This is a genomic window from Clostridium sp., assembly GCF_050717515.1.
GTDB lineage: Bacteria > Bacillota > Clostridia > Clostridiales > Clostridiaceae > Clostridium_AD.
This window is the reverse complement of record NZ_JBOITL010000025.1, coordinates 270,821-296,275: the sequence shown is the minus strand read 5'-3', so window position 1 is coordinate 296,275 and position 25,455 is coordinate 270,821. Positions and strand designations below refer to the sequence as shown.

Genomic DNA, 25,455 nt, shown 5'->3' with positions numbered 1-25,455 from the left:
AACTTTTTTATATATTTACAAAACCTTCTTCAACCACTCCCCAGTCACAGATTCTTTTACTTCCATCACTCCTTCTGGTGTTCCTTGTGCTACCACATAGCCTCCATTTTTACCGCCCTCAGGACCAAGATCAATTATATGATCCGCTGTTTTAAGCACTTCTAGATTGTGTTCAATAACAAGTAAGGAATGTCCCATCTCCACAAATAGGTTTAAACAATTCAATAGTTTTTTTATGTCTGAAATGTGAAGTCCTGTAGTAGGCTCATCTAATATATATAGATTATTTGAGCCACTCTTTATCTTCCCAAGTTCCGACGCAAGTTTTATTCTCTGTGCCTCTCCTCCTGATAAGGTTGATGAGGACTGACCTAATTTGATGTATCCCATTCCTAATTGATTAAGAATATCTAATTTATAATGTATATTTTTCTTATCCCTAAAAAACTCTAATGCTTCTTCAACACTCATATCAAGAATCTCATATATATTCTTTCCCTTATACCTAACGTCCAGTATCTCTTTTTTATATCTTTGTCCCTTGCATATTGGACATACAATTTCTACATCTGGCATAAACTGCAGCTTTGTTACTATTCTTCCGTCTCCCTTGCAATGTTCACATCTTCCGCTGTTCTTACTATTAAAGCTAAAGTTAGAGTTTACGTATCCCAAAGCTATAGCTTCCTCAGTTTTTGTGAAGAGCAGCCTTATGCTATCAAAGAGACCTATATAAGTTGCGGGATTGGACCTACTATTCTTTCCTATTGGAGATTGGTCTATATTTATAACCTCATTTATATGTTCATGTCCTGTAAGGCCCCTATGCTCGCCTGGAATAATCCTTGGGTCTTTTAAACTCCTCAGTCTCTTATAAATGATATCATTGACAAGCGTGCTTTTTCCTGACCCAGACACCCCTGATATGCATACAAAAATACCTAATGGAATATCTACATCTATGTCTTTTAAATTATTCTCTCTAGCGCCTAAAACATTCAACTTATTACCATTATGCTTACGTCTTTCCCTAGGCACAGCTATCATTTCTTTCCCTGATAGATATCTTCCCGTTAAAGAATGTTTAGATTTCTTAATTTTATCTATGTTTCCTGTTTCAACTATTTCTCCACCATGTATTCCAGGTCCTGGTCCAATCTCCACTATGTTATCTGCATTTTCTATTGTTTCCATGTCATGTTCAACTACTATGACAGTATTGCCGATATCTCTAAGGTGCTTCAATATCTTTATAACTTTTTTACTATCTCTAGCATGAAGCCCTACACTTGGCTCATCAAGTATATATATCATTCCCATAAGCCCTGAACTAATCTGTGATGCAAGTCTTATCCTCTGTGCTTCTCCACCTGATATAGTGTCCGCTCTCCTGCCAAGTGCAAGATAATCTAGTCCAATCTCTATTAAAAGTGAAATCCTCTTTTTTATCTCATTCACTATGGGCTCTGCTATATATCTTTTATCCTCTGAGAATGTTAATTTTTCCATAAAATCATATAGTTCCGTTAATTGCATCCAGCATAGCTGATGTATATTCTTATTTTCAATAAGAATATCGAACCTCTGTCTTTTTAATTTCTTGCCACCACAATCTGGACATGTATACTCCACCATCTTTTTTTTAAACCATTCAAGAGCTACTTCATTTACTTTATCTCTTCTAGTTTCTTCCCTATACCAATGTTCAATTTGATTTATATATCCCGTAAATTGAATTTTTCTACCAACAAGCCAGCATCTATTTTTTGCATTGGATGGTGCTTCCATCATAATTTTTTCACCTTTTGTTCCATAGAACAATACGTCTTTTACTTCATCAGATAATTTATTAAAAGGTGTATCAAGACTGAAACCATAATACAATGAAAGGCTATACATTATGATATGTTTAGATGTAATTTCTCCCTTAGGATTATATACACTTGGATCAAAAGCTCCTTCATTTATACTCTTTTCATGATTTAGCACCATAAGCCTTTGATCTGCTTTTTTCGTAGCTCCTATTCCACCACAAGTTCTACAGGAACTAGACATGTTATTAAAGGCGAAGTACTGTGATTGAATGTTAGCCATAGTAATATGATGTTTAAGGCAACCAAATTTGCTGTAGAATTTATCTTTTATCTCTTGCGGTATATCTTCAGAAATGATTTCCGCTATAAGTACATGTTCCCCCATTACCTCTAGTGCAGTTTCTAAAGAATTAGTTATGTTTTTTTCAATATTACCCTTTATTTCAAATCTATCAATGACTATTTTAATATCATGCTCACAATATTCATCGTTCTCTATTTCTTGGCTTATATCCACTCTATTCCCATCTATAATTAGATTATTATATCCCTTCTGCCTTATGTCATCAAAAAGATATGCATAATCCTCCCCGTATAGCTTATGTACCGGTGTCAAAAACTCAATCTTTGTTCCCTTTGGTAGGGATAATACAGATTCAACTATCTGCCCTGATGTCTTAACCTGGTATTTCTGCCCACAATAGGGACATTTAGCTGTACCAGCTGTTGCATATAATAACCTCATATAATCATAAATATCTGTCATAGTCCCTACTGTAGATCTTGGGTTAACAAGGCCTCTTTTTTGTTCTATAGCTATAACTGGAGATAAACCAAAAACAAAATCTACTTCTGGTTTCTTCACTTGTGGTATTCTGCTTCTTGAAAAAGTAGGTAATGAGTCAAGAAATCTCCTTTGACCCTCTCCATAAATAATATCAAAAGCAAGTGATGACTTACCCGATCCACTTACACCTGTAATCACTGTAATCTTATCTCGTGGAATATTTACATCAATATTCTTAAGATTATTTTGTCTTGCACCCTTTATCTCAATATTCTTTTTTACTAGCACTAAATACCCCTCCTCTATCTATGAAGCTTACTAAATCATCTGAAAGAACTAATAAGTTACTATTTCTTCAGAGCTGACTAAACTTTTCTAGATTAATACATCCATATCACTATCAACCTTGAAATAGGCTGGTTCGTACACAATGCTACTACTTTTATTTGTTAAATGAGTTTGTGAAATATCTTTAAGTAGTACCCCCTCCGCGCAAAGCCATTCACAAATTTCACAGATTATATGACTATCCAAAGTATTATTAAAATCCTGTACTATTGTAGAAAGTGGTTTCATCACATTCGCCTTATTAAAATAGTCCAAAATAGGCTTGCAGATTGCCTCCATATTCTGTCTTAGATATTCATAGATTTTCTCAATTGCCTGAGATATGTTTATACTATTTTTCCGCTCATCCATTAGCCCAACATATAACTTCTCAATGATTGGATTATTATACTTTAGTGCCTGCAATATAACCTCTCGTGAAGGTATATTATTGTTCATCAATACCTCTATAGCTGCAATATTTTTTAATGTTTCTACAATCCATATATAAGAATACCTTGCATCACTTTTAACTTTTAACCACTTTTCTGCCTTATATAAGGGTCCTAGTATGCCATAAAGCCTCTTCATCAGCGCAAAAGATTTATCTCTCTCACCTATTTCATCTGCTACATTAATACTTTCGAAGAGCTCCCTTACAGATTCATCCTTGCAGTAGACCATAGTCCCTAAGGAAAAGTATGAATGTGCCATTGAACCCCTTGTTATCCTTGCTACACTCTGTCTAAATTCACTTCTAGTCATTATATTCCCATTTATATATATATCATCTTCTATAAGGCAAATACTTGGATTAGGCTTACTGTTATCATTAACAATAATCTCCATATCAATATCTGATTTCTCCCAGACCTGATCATAAGATAAGCTACCTTCTAAAATTACTGCTATGACATTGCTGTCCTGCTTAAGTCTTTCGCACAATGTCTCTACTGCCTGCATATATCGTTTTTGTAAATCGCTGCTGGCAAAACTGACCTTCCAAAAATCTGTTGGGATAGCATGTGTATTTAGTTTTCTATAGTCATTAGGTGTAATGTCAAATATTCTCTTGAATGCCCTGGAAAAGGTTTCATGACAGTTGAATCCAAAGTCTAATGCAATATCAATTATCTTCTTATCAGTTCCTATAATTTCCCCAGCTGCCACAGATAATTTTCTTTTCTTTATATAATCTGCTACAGGAATTCCTATAACTGATTGAAATACTCGATGATAATGATGAGTAGAATAAAAACATAACGCTGATAATTGTTCAAGAGTAATATCTTCCTTAATATGTTCTTCTATATAATCTAATGTCTTTTGGAGCTGCTTAAAATAATCAGACATAATCCATCACCAACCTTTAAATATAGTATATCATCTAATGATTTACTATTCTTGATATTTTTTGATATGTTGTAAATGACTGCAGTTAGTACATTGTAGCTGAATATGTTTTATGTATGACTTTCTAATTCTAATTAAAATCATAGCAAATTATATGTACTTATGCTAAATATAGATCGATATATTCCTTAATTTACGGAAAATTAATGGTTATTCTTCCTATAGATGCTACTATGACACCTTTTAAAGCTTATACAATTCAATATATTTTAAGCATTATTATAGGAATTGAATTTACCATCATTTTCGTTATAAAATAGAAATACTAAATAAGAGGTATTTATTAATAGGACAGGTTGTTTCAAGCTTTGAAAATTGGACGACATAACTATTGAATTTGGAAATATGAACAATGGGCTTTGAAAATTGAATAATATGGCATTAAAAAATAAGAATAATTTCTATATTTTACAAAAATAGTGATTACCTATATGAAAATATGCTATAATTACCATTAGTTAATACGACATTGTTAAAAAATGCAAAGTGTAATTATTAATTTTATAAAATAGGGGGACGAAAGATGAATATACTTGTATTAGGTGGCACAAGATTTTTCGGAGTTCATTTAGTAGATAATTTATTAAAAAATGGTCATCAAGTGACAATTGCTAACAGAGGAAATAAATGGATTTAGGAGAAGTTTGTTTAGAAACAAATAATGTAATAAAAATGGCTGATTTTTATAGGGAAATCTTAAATATCTATTCAGACTGTAAGGATGAAGTACATCAGTTTATTATCACTGAAGGTACAACCTTAAGTGTTTACAATAATGGAGAAAGTAAGAATAATCAAAATCAAAATGTTAGTATTGCTTTTACCGTTGATGATTTAGAGTCAGAATATGAGAGGTTGCTAAAGTTAGGTATATATATTATTGATGCTCCTAAATTACAACCATGGGGAGCAAAGAATATGCATTTTTGTGACCCTGACGGCAATCATATATACGTTAGAAGCATCCCTAAGTAATTTTAGTGGATAAGGAGATTTAAATATTATTAATTCACAATTTTCATAAAATCTAAACTAAGGGAAGTCAAATGGCTTCCTAAAAATTGGTATGGTTATAACAATATTCTTAAATATAGCCTTAATTTCCTATAGCTAAGCGAAAGTCTTATGTGACTACAAATTTAGTATTGGTAAGTTCAAAATTTCTAAGAGGGAATGCCAAACTTTTATATTGACAGAACCTTCCTAAAGTTATATATTTATAACATACAAGTTATAAATATATAACTTTAGGGAGGCTTCTTTTATGAATACAAAAATGAATATTAAATTAAAGCTTGCTATGCAAGTAGTAACAGTATTATATCTATTAATTAGTGCATTACTAAGTAAATTAAATCCAACCAATTCTGAAAAATTCATGACTATTTCAAGTGTTATTTGGTTTATAATATGGGGCATAATTATATTGAATGAAAAAAAGTTAAATGGTATAACTGATGAATTAGTAATTAGTATATTATCGGAAGTAAATAAGATTGGTATGAATTTCTTAGTGATTTCAATTGGTTTATTCAGCATACTACTTGTATCTCCAACTTATAAGGACTTTGTTATCTCAAAGGTTGCAGTAGGAATCTGTTTAATGTTAATCCTATTTATATTTACTGTAATAAGATTATTATCCTTTATATATTTTGATAGAAAGGGGATTTGTAAATAAGTGCCGATTTTATATACAAACATTAAAGAATATAGAGAGAAAGCATTAATGAAGCAAGCTGAACTTGCAAAATTAGTGGAGGTTAGACGAGAAACCATAGTACATTTAGAAAATGGTAGATATAATCCATCCTTAAAATTAGCTATGGATATAGCCAAGGTATTCAATACGACTGTTGAAGAATTATTTAAATTTGTTGATTAATAAATTTAACTTTAGCTAATAACAATTCAAAAACAAATCACTGAGCTGACAGAACACCTTCTCAAATGATTGCTTATCAGTTGGGTTGGCTGAATCTCATTCTTGATTGGGAGAAACAAGAACAGCAAGGACATATTGTTATCACGCCAACTCCAGACTATAAATGGAATAATCTCGGTGGTTTATATGAAAATTTTTATAAACAATACGAGGCATATACTCTCAAAGAGTTATGCACTATGTTTATAAAGGCAGAACAGCAAATTATAGAACTGATTAACAGTTATAAAGATGTCGAATTATTTCAGCAAGGCGGAAGAAATTGGTCATCATCCACTCCCTCTAATTGGGCAATATGGAAGTGGATTCACATCAATACTGTTGCACCGTTCAAATCCTTCAGAACAAAAATAAGAAAGTGGAAAAAGTTACAACAAAGATAAAAATTTCAATTTATCTAAGAGATTAGATTGCATTTAATATGATTAATTATCTTATAATTTGGTTCCATTTTTAACTAAATATCCTCTATTATTTTAGCTACCCATCTGCAGAAATCCACTGATGCTTTTTTAGCTATTTCTAACACTCTTGCATGAGAATGTTTTTGTTTTTGTATACCTGTAGCCATATTTGTAATGCAAGATATTCCAAGCACATCTATGCCTAAATAATTTGCAGCTATAGTTTCAGGAACCGTAGACATTCCAACAGCATCTGCCCCTTGCCTGCCCATTGATCTTATCTCTGCTGCGGTTTCATAATAAGGCCCCATAAACCCTGCATAAACGCCCTCTTTATATTCAACGCCTATTTCATCTGCAATTTTCTTTGCTTTATCTATTAGATCAAGTTTATATGGTTCTGACATATCAGGGAATCTTGGACCAAATCTTTCATCATTAAGTCCAATCAATGGGTTATCCGAAACTAAATTAATAAAATCTGTAATAATCATTAATGTTCCAGGACTAAAGCTTGTGTTTATACCTCCACAGGCATTAGTTACTATAAGCTTTTCAATGCCTAAAAGCTTCATCACAAACACAGGGTATGCAACTTCTTTCATTGTATAACCTTCGAAATAATGAAATCTGCCTTGCATTGCAAGTACAGCTACGCCTTTTATTTTCCCTAAAACTAATCTTCCTTCATGTCCCACCACTGTTGATTGTGGAAAATTTGGTATATCCTTATAGTTAATATATTCTTTATTTTCTATGGCATCAGCCAAATCACCCAGTCCTGAGCCTAAAATAACTGCTACTTTAGGCTTTAAGCTCATTTTGCTTTCTATATACTTTGCTGATTCGCTAACTTTATCATACATGTTCTTCATATTTTTATCCTCCTAAAAATTTGTTACAACTAGAAACCGATTTCCAATTATATAAAAAAATAATGCTACGGCTTGTTATAATTTTTTTGTACTATTTCTAATCTTTAGTTCATATGCCATAACAATATTTTTATTTTCTATCTTTTCATTCTGCAATTTTTCTAATATTAGTTTTGCCGCCTTAATTCCAGAATCATAATAATCAAAATGCATTGTTGTTAAAGTCGGTTCAAATATAGATGAAATATCCATATCATCTATACCAACTACTGATATATCCTCTGGAACCCTGTATCCTTTTTCTTTTAAATACTGTATTGCTCCAAAGGCTAAACGATCTATGGCTGCAAATACTGCAGTAGGAATTGTTTTGGAATTATTAATTATACTTTTCATTGCATCATATCCTGATGATATTTCAAAATCTCCTATTGATAAATATTCATCCGGTACATCAATGTTATTCTCTTTTAATGCAGCAATATAACCTTGTTTTCTAAAACTTCCTATTGCAACTTTAGTTTCTGATAAGCCAATATATGCAATTTTTTCATGCCCTTGACTAATCAAATGTAATACTATTTCCTTAGCTGCATTAAAATCATCATATGTTACATAGGAAGAATCTATTTCACTATTTTGTTGCCCCATTATTACAACTGGAATATTAATTTTATTAATCAATTTTACGTGTTTGTCTGTAATCTCAGTGTGGAAAAATATAATTCCATCCAAATGTTTCTTTTGAAAAATATCAAAATATTTGAATTCATCATTTTCACTTCCCCTTGAACTCGCAAGCAAAATATTATATCCTTCTTGGTTCAACTTATCGGTAATGCCTTGAGTTATATGCGAAAATGTATCAATACCAATTCTAGGTAATATAACTCCTATTAATTTTGTTTTCTTAGTTACTAACTCCTGTGCTAATAAATTAGGGGTATACCCCGTTTCTTTTAAAACTTTTTCTACCCTTGCCCTTAATTCCGGACTTACATTTTGTGAATTATTAATTACTCTTGACACTGTTGCTTTTGAAACTTTTGCCAGTTTGGCAATATCTCTCATATCCATAAACTTAATCTCCATAAATTCTCAATATATTTGAAACCGGTTTCCAATATGATTGTATATCTTTTATTTTTAATAGTAAAGACTTTTGTTATAATAAGGGACCCCAGTTCCATAGAACAATACGTCTTTAATTATACACTTAATTTAATAATTGTTTCTCTGTGATATGATATACTATAGTTATTACATATAAAGGGTGATTTTATGAATAATAACTATGCATTAAAAGTTTTAAATAAACCTCTATACTATGTGGAATTAGTAAGTTGCTTAAACCACATAGCTGAGAATACTGATATAGATAGATTTAGAAAAATTGTTAATAAATCTAATACATTCTTTGATAAAATTAAAAATTTAAGGCTTAAGGGTTTAGAATTCTTTGAGTTTGCTTTGTGTATAGATAATCTTGATGATATGGAAGCCATTATATCTAATATAAATGCTATGTCACACACTGAATTTATTTATACCTTTTTTGGAGATTCAATTTCTAAAGAGGAAGTTGAATTAATCTATAAAGAGTACGACAAATTAAATGATGTCCTTGATGAAAATATTAAGGCTAAGTGGTTAAATCTTTATGATTTAGATATTTTATTTAATGATACAAATAATTTTAAAGAAGATTTCCTTGTGACATTAAAACATATAGATAGCTTTATAAAAGAAGAAGCTATCATAGATTATGATGTATATAGTGAAAAAACTAATAATATAACCCTTGAATTAAAGGAAAAATCACCATTAAATATTGCTCAAGATATAATGGGAAAAAAATTCAAAAGGGTATATGATTTTAATTATTATTTATTTGCGCCAAGCTTTTATTACATCAATAAACCTATGAGGATATTTAATTTTAATACTCAATTATTAGTTTATCCAGTAAACCTATTAAATTCATCTATAAATTCTACTGAACTTGCCAAAACATTAAAAATAATTGGTGACAAAAGTAGACTTGATATTATTAAAGCTTTATCTTCTGAATCTTATTCTGGTAAGACACTAGCTGCTAAAATCGGTGTAAGTACCCCAACAATATCACATCATTTAGATCAACTTAAATCTATTGGTCTTATATATGAAGAAAGAGATAAAAACACTAAATACTACACCTTAAATAAAAATGCCTACAAGGATATAATAGACACATTAAATAACTACTTATAGAAAAATCTTGCAATTAATGTAAGATTTTTTATTTTATTCTGTTGTAATCGCATAATTCATATGGTAATATATACTTGTAATTAGATGTTGGTCTAATTAGTTGAATGTAAAAGGAGGTATGATTATGAATGTCATTGAAGTAAAAGATTTAAAGCGTGATTATAAAACAAAGGTCGGTATAATAAAACATGAACATAAAACTGTAAACGCTTTAAAAGGAATAAGTTTCAGTGTGAAAAAAGGAGAGATATTCGGTCTTTTAGGTCCTAATGGCGCAGGAAAAACTAGTACCATAAAAATATTAACAACACTATTAATCCCAACTTCAGGCGAAGCAAAGGTACTTGGATACAATTGCTTTGGAGATGAAAAAAAACTTAGAAAAAGAATAAACTTTATTTTCGGTGGAGAAAGAAGTCTTTATTGGAGATTATCCGCCTGGGACAATCTCTCCTATTTTTGTGATTTATACAGTATTGATGAAAAAATAAAAAAAGAAAGAATTCAAAAGCTTTTGGAACTTGTGGGTTTATCTGACAAAGCTCATTTTAAGGTTGAATCCTATTCAAAAGGTATGAAACAAAGACTTCAAATTGCAAGAGGGCTCGTCAATGATCCTGAAGTTTTATTCTTAGATGAACCAACTATTGGACTAGACCCCTCTGGCGCGAAAACATTAAGAGATATAATTAGGCGTTTATCAAATGAGGGCAAAACTATTATTTTGACAACTCATTATATGCATGAAGCAGATGAGCTCTGTGATAGAATAGCCGTTATAAATAATGGAGAAATAATAGCTCTGGATAAACCTGAAAACCTAAAAAAAGATATGGACGGAAGCGTAATAGAAGTTAAACTGTTAACTTTAGACGATAATTTATTATCTTCTCTTAAGACAATTGAAAATGTATCAAATGTCTCAGTGAAGGAAGAGGACCAAACCTATATTTTAAATATCTCCTGTAAAGATGCAAGAAAAACAATCACCTCAATAAATGAAAAATTATCAAACCATAAGGTATTATCTATGGGAATGAGAGAGACAACCTTAGAAGATGTATATTTAAAAATGATAGAAGGTGACAAAAAATGAGTAACACCTTAAAAGTAGTATTTTCATCTTGTTTATTACAAATGAAGCAGTCCTTTTCAAGGTCTATGTTTAAATTTTGTATAATAGCTTATCCCATACTTTTTTCATGGACCCTATATCTTATCTATAAAGGACAGAGCAATGATATGTTTGTATCCTATGTTATCTTAGGCACTGCTGTAACAAGCATGTGGACTTCTATAAGCTTTTCTTCTGCAGGCGACATTGATAGAGAAAGATTTATGGGGGCTCTGCAAGTTATTTTCTCTTCTCCTGCAAAGTTTTCAACTATTATGTTTGGAAAGGTAATAGGAAACACTATCTTAGGCGTATTTTCAATGATCTTAAGTTTTGCTTTTGTAATACTCTTCTTTGGAGTAAAGTTTTCAATTACAAATCCATTTTACTTTTCACTTAGTATGATTCTAGGGGTTATCTCCTTTACCTTCATCGCAATGATGTTATCAGGCCTCTTAGCCATTTCAAGAAACACAAGGGTATTAATGAACTGCTTGGATTATCCTATTTTTCTGTTTTGCGGAACAGTTTTCCCAATAGAGGTACTTCCTATTTGGACACGCCCTATTTCATATATTTTAACTCCCACTTATGTGCTAAAACTATGTAGAATGTGTATTTCTGGTATAACAAATTTTAGAGAATTCTATATATATTTATTAGGATTAATAGTAATTACAATTGTATACTTTATTCTTTATAAATGGTTTTACAATATAATCGATGTGAAAGCCAGAAAAGAAGCAACTTTGGAGGTGTTTTAATGAAAAGGTTTTTTAGACAATCTCTTTTATACTTTAAAGCCCTCTTTGGGTGGCTTGACCCTAAACTTTATCTAATAATGAAAATAATAGACCCTTCTCTTAATATGATATTTTATTCCCTTTTAGTTAAATACGTCAATAAATCTTCAGACATTACTCCCTGGATTATAGGAAATGCATTTTTACTCTGTACAAGGAATTCTGTATTTGTAGTAGGCTCACTACTACGAAGTGAAAGATCTCAAGGCACCTTGGAATTAATAATTGCATCCCCTGCTAATAAATTTTTAGCTTTTATAGCAAGATCTTTTTTTAATATCTTTGATGCAGCAGTAACAGTAATAGTAGGATTATTGATAGGTGTTTTCATGTTTAAAATTGACCTGTCAGGAATAAATCATTTTCAGTTTTCCCTATCAATTTTAATAGCAATGATTGCTGGTATGTCTATTGGCCTTGTTCTAGGAAGTATTGCTCTAGTAGTTAGAGAAATACATATGTTTCTAAATGTTGCCGCTATGCTTTTATTTATACTAACCGGTGCTAGTTATCCAATAGAAAGGCTTCCTTATTTTGCAGTAGTAATATCAAAATTCATTCCAATCACCAGAAGCATTGAGGCTTCTAGGCTAGTTGCTTCTAAGGGTTCCTCCTCACTAATTTATACTCTTTTAAGTAAAGAAATTGTTTTAAGTATACTTTATATTATTCTTGGGTATTTCTTATTTGCATATTTCGAGAAAAAATCTAGAGTGGATGCTTCATTAGATTTTTATTAGGATTTTAAATTAATATAATTTGCCACCTTTAAAATAAAAAAGGCATTAGCAAATATCCAAGCTAATGCCATAATCAAAACCTTTATCTAATTTTTCATTGTAGCATTCCATAACAGTCCAAAATATTGGTTATGATCTAAGAGTTCCTTAAAACCACCCGCACCAACAATTTCACCATCTTTGAATGCATATATTTTATCAACATTTTTTATTGTACCAAGGCGATGAGCAATAGTTATAATTGTTTTGTTTTCTAAGAATTGCATTATATTTTTCATTACCAATTCTTCTGTAACATTATCCATGGCTGAAGTAGCTTCATCAAATATAACAATTTTTGCGTCTCCAAAGAAGACTCTGGCTAATGCCAGCCTTTGACGTTCTCCCCCCGAAAGCATAACACCTCTTTCGCCAACTTCTGTATAGAGTCCTTTTGGTAGAGCAGAATAAAATGATGTGAGTCCAACACGTTCTAATACTTCAATAATTGCCTCATCGCAAATATCATTGTCGAAAACAATATTCTCTCTTAATGTTCCATCAAAAATAGGGGATTCCTGGGTCGTATAGGAAACGTAATTGTAAAAATGATTTAAGTTAATCTCTGACAAATCATTTCTATCAACATAAATACTACCCGCATCTGGCTTAATTAGACTCATGATTTGCTTAACAATTGTTGATTTTCCTGAACCACTTTCTCCCACGAATGCAACTGAGCTTCCAGCCGGAATATCAAAGGATAAATCCTTAAAGATATTCTTCTCATCATAGGAAAAACATACATTCTTAAAAGAGATATTCCCCTCTATGGAATTTACTATCTTTCCAGAATTTAATCTAGTATCATCTGGCATATCCAATAAATCTGTATATCTCCTAAAGGCACTCATATCTAATTTATATTGCACGAACAATACATTAAATATAGCAATGGGTGAATATGCCTTATCAATCAAGATAAGTAACGCAACTAGGTCACCTACCGACAATGCATTGTTTTTCCAACTAATATATATAATAATCACTTTTATTAGTGTTATAAATAATGCAAAAATAGCGAAAAATGCTTCATGAATCATCCTCATTTTGGTCTTTGATTTCACAATTTCTTCAGATGCCTTAGTTGCTTTGCCTATCTCATGCTCAAATCTTTTGTTAGTTCTAAAAACAATTAATTCCATAAATCCACGAACTACATATTTATTAAAAATTTCTTCATTACTTAAAATATGTGCTTTAATATTATATAAATATTTCAGCAAGATATTTGTTACCACAAAGACAAGCACATAACCAATTGCAATATAAATCATAATATTCTTATCAATATTGGCAATGAAAATCAAACTGAAAACTATACTTGGAAGCAATTCACTAAATAATCGAAAGTAAAAATCAAATAATATACTTTTACCTGCATTAGCTCCGTTTTCTATTTTTTGTATTAAATTGCCTGTCCCTAATGATTGATAGTATCCATAGTCTATGGTACTCATTTTTCTCAATGCTTTTAACTTGAAATTCAAATATATACTTTGGGACAATTTACAACTTGGATATTCATGGAAATAGTTAAGACAACATATCAGCACTAAAACAAACCCATAAATACATATTGTCGCAATAGAAAGGGACTTATCTCCAAAATCATCTAATACCCTTTTAAAATAGCTAGCACTAAAAGCATCCAACAAAGCCAATACTATTCCCAATAATATGTAAACAGTAATCAATAATTTCTTTTTGTTTAAAATATCTAAAAAATGTTTCATAACTGTACTCCTCCTAATTTTTAATATGTTATCAAAAATTAGTACAGTTGAGACTGCTAGCAAATAAATTCAACCTCAGTACAATCTGCTTACAGATTATTTCAACTGTACTGAGTGTTTAATTCGTTTAATTCTCATTATGAGGTCACGTCCTTTCAATATTTTATATAAAAGCCATAATATACTGCTTAATTTCAATTTTAATGATTTTCACTTTCTATCAAACTATGATTTCGGTTTAACAATACCGTGATTTGTGTTAATAATTTTGTCTATTTTCTTTTCTATATTGCTTAATTTAACTAAGCATAAAACAATGTAATATAACAGCATAACAAATGCAACGCCGTATATGCTTGCCAAAAAATATCCTATTACACCAGCAACCACTCCACCTAGTAAGTATTCAACCATGTTTTTAACCATAATTATATCCTCCAAAGTCTACCAATATTATTTACATTTACACAATATTATACCATTTTTTTCGCCATAAATTACTATTAATCGGAATAAACTTAAGAGATTTATATATTTTAGTATTGCTTTTGTCACTAATATATATTTTTAATACACTAAAAATATTTTCATGATAAAAGTGTTCAATCACTTATTATATCCTTATCCATTCTCTCAAGCAAAAACATCATAAATGCTGAAATAACTCCAATTATCCCAATAATAATCCACCCAAAAGAAATACTATACTTCGTTATAATTTTCCCCATAATAATTGGACCAAACGCATACCCTGCACCTGAAATTATAGGAAGTATTGCACTAACTCTTCCTCTATGGGATGATGGCGTATGATTTGCAATAAATGTGGCGGCATTTATGTTTATCATAATTTCTCCAATGGTCATTATGATGGTAAAAAATAAAAATATAGAGAAAATTTTTGTTACAGCAAACATTCCAAAGGCAACTGCATAGAATAGTCCCCCTATTGATATAGCCCTAATTGCTTTAATTGAAAAAGTAATTTTTGAAATTACTGGAGTTATAAGTATCACAATAGCTCCATTAAGCGCAGCAAGAATCCCATAATAAAAAGCTCCTGAATTTTTGTAAATTTCTCCAAGCTGCAATGGTAAAGTAAATCCCCATTGAGAATATTCAAAATGGTAAAAAAATAATATTAGAGAAAAAAGCAAGAGAATTGGCCTACTAAGAAGAACTGAGAAGACGGACCCTTCTACCCTTTTTTCTTGCTGTCTATTTCCTTGTGTTAAACCCATTTCTTTTCCTATGGTTTCTTTAACATAAACCATTACCAGCACTAATGATAAAATAGTTGTTATACCATCACCTATAAAAACTAAAGACAAATAATTTTTAAATAGCATACCACCAATTAAGGGGCCTATGACGAATCCTAGATTCCATCCCATATAAACTAATGAATAGCTAGCTTTTCTATTTTCAGGCGTTGTCAAATCCGCAAGCATTGCATCATATGCTGGTGTGGACAATGAATATAATATAGAAGATAACATAAGAATATATGTCATCATGATATTAGGCTTTATGAATCCACAACAAATAAGTGTAATCGCGCCAAATCCTTGAGAAATTAAAATCACCTTTTTTCTACCAATTGTATCAACCAGTTTTCCTCCTAAAATTAAGCAAGGAGCACTAAGTAAACTTAAGACTGTAATATACATCCCCGCAGCATCCTTTTGCAGTCCTATTTTCTGAGTTAATATAAGTGCTAATAAGGGGTGAACAAAACACCCCATTGTATTTATAATTCTAGATATAAAAATAATGTAGATTTCTTTAGGTAACCCCACGTAAGGTGAATATATTTTTTTTATTAGTTCCATTTTGTTGCCTCCTTTTAAATCATCGTCTGCCAAGCTGTTCATCTTCTTTGAAACTGCAATATTATCATTAATTTAATTTTAAGTCATAGGCTTAACACCATATCAATAGGCAAATTGAAATATTTTCATTCAAAAAATGATAAAAGATAGGGTTAACCCTATCTTTTTCCATAAAATGAATAAGTATAAACTTTTTCTCCTTCTACAAAGTAATTATCATATTTCCCACCTTTTTCTACGTACTCCCAGGTCTTTTCATCAGATACTTGGTATTTTAAAGTAGTTATACTTTCTTTTACATTTTTGAAAACAAAATTTTTTCTATACTTGTTTTCTATCAAACTGTTAACACTAAAATTTTTAAATAAAATATATAATCCAAATAAGTACCCATCTTCTTTAATATATGAATCTACTAAATCTAATAGAAAATCTTCATGTTCAAAACTATAATTGCTCGTCCCAGAAATATCTAAAACTATATCTACTGATTTTTCTTTAATAGGAACTTCTAAAAAATCAGAGCATATGAAAATTATGTTTTTTTTACAATCAATTCTTTCAAATAAGCTTTTTAAAAAATTCTGCCTTTCAAAATCATGATCAACGGCTATATATAAACAGCTATCTGGAATTTCATTATAAATATTTCTAAGGAAAAATCCCACACCTGTTCCAAGCTCAAGTAGTATCTTATTATCCAAATTACAATCAGATATTTTTCTAACCATCCATTCAAATCCCTTTCGCAAATTATCTAGGTAGCAGGTATCCGTTACATTTACATATTCCATAACAAAATCGTGATTAAAGTTAACCTTTGATTTAGTGCAGACTTCCCCAACTTTTAATATACCGGCCTCAATATAATATTCTTCTCCACAACTACATTTTAACTTACCTTCAATAACTTGATTATTGTTTATAACTCCATCCATAAGAATTAAATCCCCCTTGCATTTATTGCATTTAAAAAGACTTAAATTTCTTAAATCTATGCCAAGTGGATTAACTTGTTTAAATGTACTATCTGCAAGATTTTCTATTTTAATTTGTAATTTTTCTTTAATTTTAATTAATTTATCAATATCATTCTCTAGTTTTTTATATTTATCCATGAAAAGTGCTTTATAATACACATCCTCTTGGTAGTTTGTAAACATCCCAAACCCTTTATAAAAAAATATTGTTTTAATCTCATTTAAACTAAAACCCATACTTTTAAAATTCAATATATCATCTAAATCTTTCTGACATCTTGAATCAAAATAATACTGTCCATTTTGCTTTTCAGCTATTATCAACTCCAAATCCATATAATGTCTTATTGTATCAATACTTAGTTTATTTGTTTCAGCAAATTCACCTATCCTCATCATATCACCATCACTAAATTATTTGTATTTCGTTCCTATTATACTATAATATAGGTTTTATTTTACATATTCATACAATCAGATCACTATAAAGTTACGTGTCACCTGTACTACATGCCAACCCTGGGCGTCTTTACTATATGTTTTCTGTTTTCAATACATCAATAATATTTTCTTTCTTAATCTTTGAAATTGCATATAGCATCGTTGAACGAACAATTGCAAATACAGCAATTATAGTGACAATAACACTGCCCCATGGAACCGCAAATTGAGCATCGAATGAGTGGCTCAAAACCCTGTAAATCAAATACATCATTCCAAAACTAATGGGAAGCCCATAGAGTAAGCCCTTAATTCCATAAAACCAGCTTTCGTAATTAATCATCTTATTGAAACTCTTTGGTGTCATTCCAACGGATTTAAGCATTGCAAATTCCCGTCTACGTAGGGATATGCTGGTTGATATGGTATTGAAAATATTGGCTACGCAAATAGCAGTAATAATTGCTATAAAGCCGTATAAAAACACCTGGATAAAAATCCACATTTGCCTCCCTTGTTTATTTTGCATTGCGAAATCAATAATATCTACCCTTGCAATTGCGGTCTTGTTTTGATATTCCTTGATGCTTTCCACAAGCTTTAAAGGATTAGAACTTTTAATAAGCATATCCAAATTGTTACTCTCAGATATTTTTGGAAGCTTCTCTTTTATACTAGCATATACCTGCTCTGATACTATAATAATAGGTTCTTTTATGTTAGTTAACATGGTCTCACCAATAGGCGTCTTATCTGCAAGTGCTGCTATTTCTAACAAAACACTATATTTATTAGACTTATTAACTGGATACGTAAGTTTCAATTTTTCCCCTGGCTTAATATTAAAGCGATTCATACGCAAATATTTATTATTTACTTTCATAGACACATTGTTAATGAGTATGCCAGAGGGATTTACAATATCTTTTAAACCAGTAAGATCAGTTTCAGTTTCTTTAGCATATCTTTTAAGTGCTGACTCATCAATAGATTTTATCTGAAAATGCGTTTTATAGGTTTCAGACTTTTCTTCTTTATTATTTGGTGAAATAATTGCTTTAATTTCATCTGGAATTAAACTACTTTTAACATCTACTACAATCTCATTCACAGTTTCTTGAATAATACTTTCATCCATATATTCCATTTTTGTTATTGCCTTATAAAAATCCTTTTTCTCTTGTGATGTGGCGGAGGATGTTACATACAAATTAAGATCATAGGTCGTATTATTAGCTGCACTTTCTGCTGATTTTTGAGACAGCAAGGATAGGGATGAAACTGATAAAAATAAAACAATACTAATAACCAGGGAAAATATTGTAGATTTATATCTGCGACTATTTCGCTTTAAGTTTTTAAGCCCTAGCTCTGCTTCAAATCCAAATATAAATCTTGTAAGTTTAGATGTTTTCACAGCTTTACTGGTGAGCCTTATGTCTCTCGATTGACGTAGCGCATCAACAGGTGATATCTTCGATGCACGTTTTGCTGGAATATAAACTGATATTAAAATAGTAATAATGGAAAGTGATATAGCAACGAGTATTGCGCCAGGAGATATTACAAGCTTTAGTTTAAGACCTGCTCTGAAGCCTTCTATTAGTGGCTGCACAATCTTAAAGGTTATACCCATTGCTATAGTCCCCAAAAATATACCTATAGGGATACCAATAACCCCAACAACAAAGCCTTCAAAAAATACAGATTTACGCTTTTGCTTTTTTGTTGCCCCTACACTTGCGAGCATTCCTAAATGACGGCTTCGCTCCGAGATTGAAATTGCAAAGGAATTATATATAAGCGCTACGGAACCTATAATTATAATAGTTACCATTATACCTGCAATAATATATAGAGTTGAAAGTAAATCATCATTAATAATTCCATAGTACCTTAAAAGCTCACTATTATAGATTTTATTATCACTAGAAACACCTACTCTTTCCGAAAGCTCATTGGCTGCTGTATTTACTTTTTTGCTCACATTTTTCCAAACTACCGACATATTAACAGTATCATTAGGAGTAAGTTGATTTTTATCAAGATAGGATATCACTGTATAGCCAGGTGACCAGTAAAGTTCAAATTTTGGCCTACTTATGATTCCTGTTACAGTATATTCTTTTTTAGATTTTACAATAAATTTTTCTCCTTTCTTTTTAAAGCTGTAATCCTGTCCAAGGTCTATCTTATTTCCATCTTCATAACGCTGTCCAACATCCAATTTAAGTATGTCACCAACCTTATATGCCACTCCACCATTTTCTGAAATATGAGAAGATATAACTATTTCATTTGAGTTTTTAGGAAAATGACCCTGAACTAAATTTAAATTAAAGCTCTCTAGGCCCTGCTCATCATAAGCTTGTATAAAAAGATAAGGCTTATTCTTATTTTTAGAACCTTCAAGCTTTGCATATCCTATATTTCTGCTTAGTGATGCTCTGTCCGTGTTTTTATCATTCATCACTACATTAATGTTTTTACTGTGTAAATTATTATAGCGTACATGCCAATTTCCTGTATCCTCTATGATATTTCGTTGCATCATACTAAGAAAAGACATCACAGAAGTAGGTATGGCTGTTATCATGGAAACTGATAATATGACACCGATAATGGTAACAATAGTACGTTTTTTATTTAGCTTCATATGACGAAGGGTCAAAGAATTTATGATATTCATCTACGAATCACCTCATCGCTTTCAATATGACCGTCTTCAATTGAAATTATTCGGTCCGCCTGCAAAGCAATGCGTTCATCATGCGTTATTATTATTAAAGTCTGATGGTATTTTTTATTTGACAACTTTAAAAGTTCTATTATTTCCCCACTGTTTTTACTATCAAGGTTACCCGTAGGCTCATCTGCAAGTACAATTGCCGGTTTGTTAATAAGTGCCCTTCCTATTGATACACGTTGCTGTTGACCTCCTGAAAGCTGATTAGGCAGATGTTTTAATCTATCTACAAGTCCCAGTATACTAATTATCTCATCTAGTTGCCCTTCTTTTATCTTTTGACCATCCAGTAATAGCGGTAAGGTGATATTTTCTTCCACATTCAAAACTGGTATTAAATTATAAAATTGATAGATAAGACCGATTTGCCTGCGTCTAAATATAGCAAGCTTTGTTTCGTCAAAAGCATAAATATCAGTATTTTCTACAAAAACCTTGCCACTTGTTGGGGTATCCACACCACCCAATATATGCAAAAGTGTTGATTTGCCTGATCCTGACGGTCCAATAATTGCAACAAATTCACCTTTATTCACCGAAAACGACACATTATCTAGAGCCTTTACGGCTGATTCACCCCTGCCATATGTTTTAGACAGATTTTCTACTCTTAATATCTCCATTGCTGCTCACTCCTCTATTAGTTTATAACCTTAGTATATCTGCCTAATGTGACTTTGTAGTGACTGTTTATGTGACTATTTTGTCACACAACACTTTTATAAATCTTTATAACAAATTCTGTGCCTTTACCTTTTTCGCTGGTAACTTCAATGATACCACCTTGTTTTTGCAAAATAATTTTTGACATTGCAAGACCAATACCAATGCTGTCATTCTGCGCGTTTTTGCCCTTATAAAATCTATTAAATATATATGGCAACTCCTCCTTATAGATACCACAACCGTTATCAACTATTTTAATCATTGTATATATTGTTGTTTCGCAAAAATCAATAACTATCTTCCCAGCATAAGGTGTATGCTCAATACAATTTTTTATTACATTTGAAACAGCCTCTGAGGACCAATTAAAATCACCAATAAATTTAGTATGCTCATCACCGATAATTTCAAGAATCTGCTCTTTGATTTCCATAGGAATTAGCAGGTGCTGGGTAGCCCTACTGATAAGCTCTCGTACATTCACATTCTCTTTTTTAAACTCAATTGTGCCTGCATCAATCTTAGAGAGCTTTAGTAGTGACGCAACAAGCCACTTAAGTCTTTCAAGTTGTGACCGAATATTCCGGGAAAATTCCTGGCGTTTATCTCGAGGTAGGCTTTCGTCACATATAAGGTCTGTCATAACAAACATTGAAGTTATTGGAGTTTTAAGCTGATGAGAAATATCAGAAATTGAATCCGCAAGAAAAAGCTTGTCTTTCTTTAATAGCTCAGCCTGTTCCTGTAGGCTTACTGTTACTTTATATATTTCATTTTTAAGTATACTAAGCTCGCCCTCATCATTATCTCTAATATCAAGGGAATACTCGCCACTTTTGATTCTCCTTAGATACTCAGATAATTGGTCTAATTGCTTATATCTCCACTTAGTAAAAATGAAAGATATGACAATCATTAAAAGCAAAGCTGAAAGTGATATAATTCCTGAAATGATATTAACGAAAAAGCAGGCAGCAGATCCTATTATTAAAATTGAAACCAAAAGAGTTATATATATTTTTATTTCTTTGTTTCGTAGAATATTAATCACCAACCTTATATCCAATTCCACGAATTGTTTTTATAATTTTTGGATTTTTGCTGTCATCCTCAATCTTTTCACGCAACCGTTTAATATATACGGTTAAGGTATTGTCATTTACGAAGTCCCCTGCAAAATCCCATAGCCCTTCTAAAAGCTGGTTTCGATTAAGAACTTGCCTCTGGTTATTTGCAAAGATTAGAAGTAGTCGGTATTCAAGAGAGGTTAATATAACTTCCTTCTCTTCTTTATACACTTTTACCTGCGCTGTGTCTATTTTTATACCACTAAATTCAAACAGTGTTTTTGTAAATTCTGTCTTCTCATATCTGCGAAGTACAGCTTTAATTCGAGAGAGAAGTTCTCTTATACGAAAAGGCTTTGTTATATAATCATCTGCCCCCATATCAAGACCCATAACTACATTGACCTCATCATCTATTGCCGTTAGAAATATTACTGGAATATCTTCTTTCACCTTAATTATTTTGCAGATATCGTAGCCACTTCCATCTGGAAGAGATAAATCAAGTATTGCCAAGTTAAAGCTATTTTTATTTATCATAGTTTTTGCTGACTCCACGTTCAGACAGTGAGTTACAAAATACCCCTCCTGCGACAGGGAGTAACAAATTCCCGTTGCAATTATTTTATCATCCTCAACAAATAGTATTTTCATTTTTCAAACTCTCCTTTACCTTAACATTTCAGCAATTACTCATATAATAACATATTTTGAAATTTAATACTAAAACAATAAAGACTATCAATTAATTTGCTAATCTTTATCCTGTATTATATTTCAAGCTCAATGCCAGCCTAATTCTTTCCTATTTTACACATTTAAACAACTACACTACTATAAAGTTCATTTGCAAAACAGTAGAAAATATCAAGATTTAACCTTTTAAACTGTGATACTATTATCACAGGCGCCAATAGTAAGAATATGGAGGTTATGTTCATGAACCTATACCATAGAATTGAAAAATCCATGGATTTCATAGAAGAAAATTTAACTACAGATATTTCCCTTACTGAAATTGCAAATAAATCATACTGTTCTTTATCCTATTTTCATCAGCTTTTTCATGCCCTTGTTGGATATTCTATAAAAGAGTATGTACGAAAAAGAAGACTGGCTGAATCAGCTTATGAACTAGTTTCTACAAAATATAAAATACTTGATATTGCTCTTAAATATGGATATGAAACCCCTGAATCCTTTACGAGAGCTTTCAGTAAAATGTACGGGTTAACCCCAAGTAAATATCGAAACAATAATAAACATAAAGTGTTTTTTAAAAAGAGAGATTTAAACGAAATAAAATATAAAAATATTGGAGGAGCTTTTATGATGGAACCTATAATTATAGAAAAAGATGAATTTAAGGTAATAGGTATTGACGTTAAAACTTCATTTGAGGATATGCATTTTCCAGAACTGATTCACAGCTTATGGGATAGATATTTTCAAGATAGAATAGAAGCTGGCATTCCCAATAAAATAAATTCTAATGCTATTTTAGGAATGAACACAGACTTTGACGGTGAGGGTAATTTTTCTTATATAATATGTAAAGAAGTAGATAGTCTAGATAATATCCCTGAAGGAATGGTTGGAAAGATTGTACCAAGTTCCAAATATGCTATATTCACTGCAAAAGGCACGGATAAATCAAAGCTTGGTAAGAAGCTAGGACAAATTTGGCATTACTTTTTCGAAACCTGGCTTCCTAATTCAGTTTATAGCCAACCGGGGTTATGTCCTCCTAGTGCAAACAGTCCTTATAATGAAAAAGCTGCTGTTGATTTTGAACTTTATGATGAGCGATTTAATGATAATAAATTTGAAGTTGATGTTTATATTCCCATAAAAGAATAAAGAGATATTCATTTTACATGATATATCCTCCTTATTTCAAACTAAATTATTAATATATAAAAAGGTACGGTTTCAAATCTTACAATTTTAAAACCGTACCTTCTTATAACTTTAATTGTTTCTGTTCCCATACCTTTGCCTGTTAAGCTTGGACTCATTTGTAGCCCAAGATTTATTTGGCCATCCTCATAATCAAAACTACAATTTCCTATTAGTTCGTTTTTTTATCATATATAGCAAATGTATTTTCTTCATTTCTTGATATATTTTTTTGAACTATAAAGTTCAGTTTTTTACATTGTTTCTTGATTATTATAACGATTTTTTTTCTTAGTATATATTATTATACACTTTCTTAACTATTTATGTTATAATTTATATAATTTAATATCTTTGGTATATTATGTAATAATTATTTCTAGTGGAGGTGTTATAATGTCAAAAAAGATTTCAAGAGAAAGAAAAGTCATATACTATATTTAATTTGTTAAATTTTCCAAAACAGTATATATTTTAATATAAACTTGTATAATTACATAAAGATACCTTTGAAATTTAGGGGGGAGATGTATGCATTTTAATAAGAAATGGTTATGCAAAAAAAAGAAATTTACAAGAGCGTTTACTTTAATTTTAATTACAGGGGTATTAAGTTCAACATTTACTGGATGTAGATTGTTCCCAAAGGAAGAAAATGTTCAAAAACCTGTTTTAGTTGCACCACCTAAGATGAATTATACAACTGTAGATGTTAAAAAGGGGAGTATTTCAAATGAGTTAAAAGTAACGGCTGTAATTATATCAAGTAGTAAGCACAAATTATATTTTGAAAAAAAGGGTGGAGTTTTAAAGAAGTTACTTGTTAAGCCTGGAGATACGGTAAAAAAAGGTCAACTTTTAGCAGTATTAGATTCCGATAATTTGGAATGTGAAATAAAAGAACAGCAACTTAAATTAAAAAAGGCAAAGATAACATTAACTCAGCTTACAGAAGAAAAAAAGCAAAAGTATGAAATAGCTAAAGCAACCCTAGATGTACAAATTGAAGAATTGACTTTAGAAAATTATAAAAAAGAATTGGAGAAGTCTAAGCTTTTATCCCCAGTATCAGGAATTGTTGATTTTTGTATTAACGATGGTGTTGGAGCTTTATTAAGTGCATATGAAACAATTTATTCTGTATCAGACCCCAATAGCTATGTTGCCGAGTTTGAAGGTGAAAATGTATCTGATTATAAGATTGGAATGAAAGGTAAAATTTTATGTAACAATAATTCCTATGTTGGAGAAGTTATTACAGTAGAACATACCCTGCGGAAAGAGGACAAATCACATAAATATCCATATGTTAAAGTTAAGTTTTTAGAAAAGGCAAATGACATAAGTTTAGGGGCTAATGTGGATTTTTATACTATACAACAAAAGAAAGATAATATATTAGTGTTACCTAGAAAAGTAGTATATATTTTAGGCGATCAAAGCTGTGTTCAAGTGTTAGCAAACGGTGAGAAAGTAGAAAAATTTATTGAAATAGGAATTGGAAATAAAGAACAAGTTCAAGTAGTTAGTGGAATAAAAGAAGGGGAAAAGGTTATTAGGGATGCGAGGTGATA

Annotated in this window: 22 protein-coding genes and 1 pseudogene; 11 read left to right on the top strand and 12 right to left on the bottom strand. The window is 31.0% G+C overall.

The annotated features are described in order from the left end of the window. Positions 1-15: 15 nt before the first annotated feature. Positions 16-2,889: an excinuclease ABC subunit UvrA gene (uvrA, locus tag ACREV6_RS10895; protein ID WP_431578031.1), complete on the bottom strand. Its 2,874-nt coding sequence runs from the start codon at positions 2,887-2,889 to the stop codon at positions 16-18. A gap of 87 nt (positions 2,890-2,976) precedes the next feature. After that, a complete protein-coding gene (locus ACREV6_RS10890) occupies positions 2,977-4,281 on the bottom strand; it encodes a helix-turn-helix domain-containing protein (RefSeq protein ID WP_431578030.1) in 1,305 nt (434 codons plus the stop codon). A gap of 583 nt (positions 4,282-4,864) precedes the next feature. Here ACREV6_RS10890 and ACREV6_RS10885 point away from each other — a divergent pair. From ACREV6_RS10885 to ACREV6_RS10865, 5 genes and pseudogenes are all read left to right on the top strand, one after another. Then, positions 4,865-4,978 carry an NAD-dependent epimerase/dehydratase family protein gene (locus ACREV6_RS10885; RefSeq protein ID WP_431578029.1) on the top strand — a complete coding sequence of 38 codons (114 nt, stop codon included), beginning with the start codon at positions 4,865-4,867 and terminating at the stop codon, positions 4,976-4,978. Continuing rightward, positions 4,969-5,316, top strand: a complete 348-nt coding sequence (locus tag ACREV6_RS10880; RefSeq protein ID WP_431578028.1) for a VOC family protein — start codon at positions 4,969-4,971, stop codon at positions 5,314-5,316. The genes ACREV6_RS10885 and ACREV6_RS10880 overlap by 10 nt, the downstream gene beginning before the upstream one ends. A gap of 289 nt (positions 5,317-5,605) precedes the next feature. After that, the gene (locus tag ACREV6_RS10875) at positions 5,606-6,022 is read left to right on the top strand and encodes a hypothetical protein (protein WP_431578027.1); all 417 of its coding nucleotides are present in this window, start codon (positions 5,606-5,608) and stop codon (positions 6,020-6,022) included. Continuing rightward, positions 6,023-6,226 (top strand): helix-turn-helix transcriptional regulator, encoded by a 204-nt coding sequence (locus ACREV6_RS10870; protein WP_431578026.1) that lies wholly within the window; start codon positions 6,023-6,025, stop codon positions 6,224-6,226. It begins immediately after the preceding gene. A gap of 59 nt (positions 6,227-6,285) precedes the next feature. Next, positions 6,286-6,669, top strand: a pseudogene (locus ACREV6_RS10865) (ClbS/DfsB family four-helix bundle protein); the annotation flags it as partial. A 74-nt stretch (positions 6,670-6,743) separates the two neighbouring features. Here the strand turns inward: ACREV6_RS10865 and ACREV6_RS10860 are convergent. Both ACREV6_RS10860 and ACREV6_RS10855 read right to left on the bottom strand, forming a co-directional pair. Further along, positions 6,744-7,556 carry a purine-nucleoside phosphorylase gene (locus tag ACREV6_RS10860; protein ID WP_431578262.1) on the bottom strand — a complete coding sequence of 271 codons (813 nt, stop codon included), beginning with the start codon at positions 7,554-7,556 and terminating at the stop codon, positions 6,744-6,746. 84 nt (positions 7,557-7,640) lie between these two features. Next, positions 7,641-8,642, bottom strand: a complete 1,002-nt coding sequence (locus tag ACREV6_RS10855; protein ID WP_431578025.1) for a LacI family DNA-binding transcriptional regulator — start codon at positions 8,640-8,642, stop codon at positions 7,641-7,643. Between the two features lie 204 nt (positions 8,643-8,846). Here ACREV6_RS10855 and ACREV6_RS10850 point away from each other — a divergent pair, with 204 nt between their 5' ends. From ACREV6_RS10850 to ACREV6_RS10835, 4 genes are all read left to right on the top strand, one after another. Then, positions 8,847-9,818, top strand: a complete 972-nt coding sequence (locus ACREV6_RS10850; RefSeq protein WP_431578024.1) for an ArsR/SmtB family transcription factor — start codon at positions 8,847-8,849, stop codon at positions 9,816-9,818. A gap of 124 nt (positions 9,819-9,942) precedes the next feature. Then, positions 9,943-10,914 (top strand): ABC transporter ATP-binding protein, encoded by a 972-nt coding sequence (locus tag ACREV6_RS10845; RefSeq protein WP_431578023.1) that lies wholly within the window; start codon positions 9,943-9,945, stop codon positions 10,912-10,914. Beyond that, a complete protein-coding gene (locus ACREV6_RS10840) occupies positions 10,911-11,696 on the top strand; it encodes an ABC transporter permease (protein ID WP_431578022.1) in 786 nt (261 codons plus the stop codon). Before ACREV6_RS10845 ends, ACREV6_RS10840 begins: the two co-directional genes overlap by 4 nt. Continuing rightward, positions 11,696-12,475: an ABC transporter permease gene (locus tag ACREV6_RS10835; RefSeq protein WP_431578021.1), complete on the top strand. Its 780-nt coding sequence runs from the start codon at positions 11,696-11,698 to the stop codon at positions 12,473-12,475. Before ACREV6_RS10840 ends, ACREV6_RS10835 begins: the two co-directional genes overlap by 1 nt. An 86-nt stretch (positions 12,476-12,561) precedes the next feature. On the opposite strand, the gene ACREV6_RS10830 is transcribed toward ACREV6_RS10835, so the two are convergent. The 8 genes from ACREV6_RS10830 to ACREV6_RS10795 form a co-directional block, all read right to left on the bottom strand. Then, the gene (locus ACREV6_RS10830) at positions 12,562-14,250 is read right to left on the bottom strand and encodes an ABC transporter ATP-binding protein (protein WP_431578020.1); all 1,689 of its coding nucleotides are present in this window, start codon (positions 14,248-14,250) and stop codon (positions 12,562-12,564) included. A gap of 225 nt (positions 14,251-14,475) precedes the next feature. Next, on the bottom strand, positions 14,476-14,676 hold the full coding sequence (locus ACREV6_RS10825; protein WP_431578019.1) for a hypothetical protein: 201 nt from the start codon (positions 14,674-14,676) through the stop codon (positions 14,476-14,478). A 176-nt stretch (positions 14,677-14,852) separates the two neighbouring features. Continuing rightward, positions 14,853-16,082: an MFS transporter gene (locus ACREV6_RS10820; RefSeq protein WP_431578018.1), complete on the bottom strand. Its 1,230-nt coding sequence runs from the start codon at positions 16,080-16,082 to the stop codon at positions 14,853-14,855. Positions 16,083-16,240: 158 nt separating this feature from the next. Then, a complete protein-coding gene (locus ACREV6_RS10815; protein ID WP_431578017.1) occupies positions 16,241-17,461 on the bottom strand; it encodes a MerR family transcriptional regulator in 1,221 nt (406 codons plus the stop codon). Positions 17,462-17,594: 133 nt separating this feature from the next. Then, on the bottom strand, positions 17,595-20,192 hold the full coding sequence (locus tag ACREV6_RS10810; protein ID WP_431578016.1) for an ABC transporter permease: 2,598 nt from the start codon (positions 20,190-20,192) through the stop codon (positions 17,595-17,597). Beyond that, the gene (locus ACREV6_RS10805; protein ID WP_431578015.1) at positions 20,189-20,872 is read right to left on the bottom strand and encodes an ABC transporter ATP-binding protein; all 684 of its coding nucleotides are present in this window, start codon (positions 20,870-20,872) and stop codon (positions 20,189-20,191) included. The genes ACREV6_RS10810 and ACREV6_RS10805 overlap by 4 nt, the downstream gene beginning before the upstream one ends. A gap of 83 nt (positions 20,873-20,955) precedes the next feature. Continuing rightward, complete coding sequence (locus ACREV6_RS10800) at positions 20,956-21,966, bottom strand: sensor histidine kinase (RefSeq protein WP_431578261.1); 1,011 nt, start codon at positions 21,964-21,966, stop codon at positions 20,956-20,958. Next, on the bottom strand, positions 21,959-22,636 hold the full coding sequence (locus ACREV6_RS10795) for a response regulator transcription factor (RefSeq protein ID WP_431578014.1): 678 nt from the start codon (positions 22,634-22,636) through the stop codon (positions 21,959-21,961). The genes ACREV6_RS10800 and ACREV6_RS10795 overlap by 8 nt, the downstream gene beginning before the upstream one ends. Positions 22,637-22,921: 285 nt before the next feature. Here ACREV6_RS10795 and ACREV6_RS10790 point away from each other — a divergent pair, with 285 nt between their 5' ends. Then, the gene (locus ACREV6_RS10790) at positions 22,922-23,842 is read left to right on the top strand and encodes an AraC family transcriptional regulator (protein WP_431578013.1); all 921 of its coding nucleotides are present in this window, start codon (positions 22,922-22,924) and stop codon (positions 23,840-23,842) included. A gap of 570 nt (positions 23,843-24,412) precedes the next feature. Then, positions 24,413-25,453 (top strand): efflux RND transporter periplasmic adaptor subunit, encoded by a 1,041-nt coding sequence (locus ACREV6_RS10785; RefSeq protein WP_431578012.1) that lies wholly within the window; start codon positions 24,413-24,415, stop codon positions 25,451-25,453. Positions 25,454-25,455 lie beyond the last annotated feature (2 nt).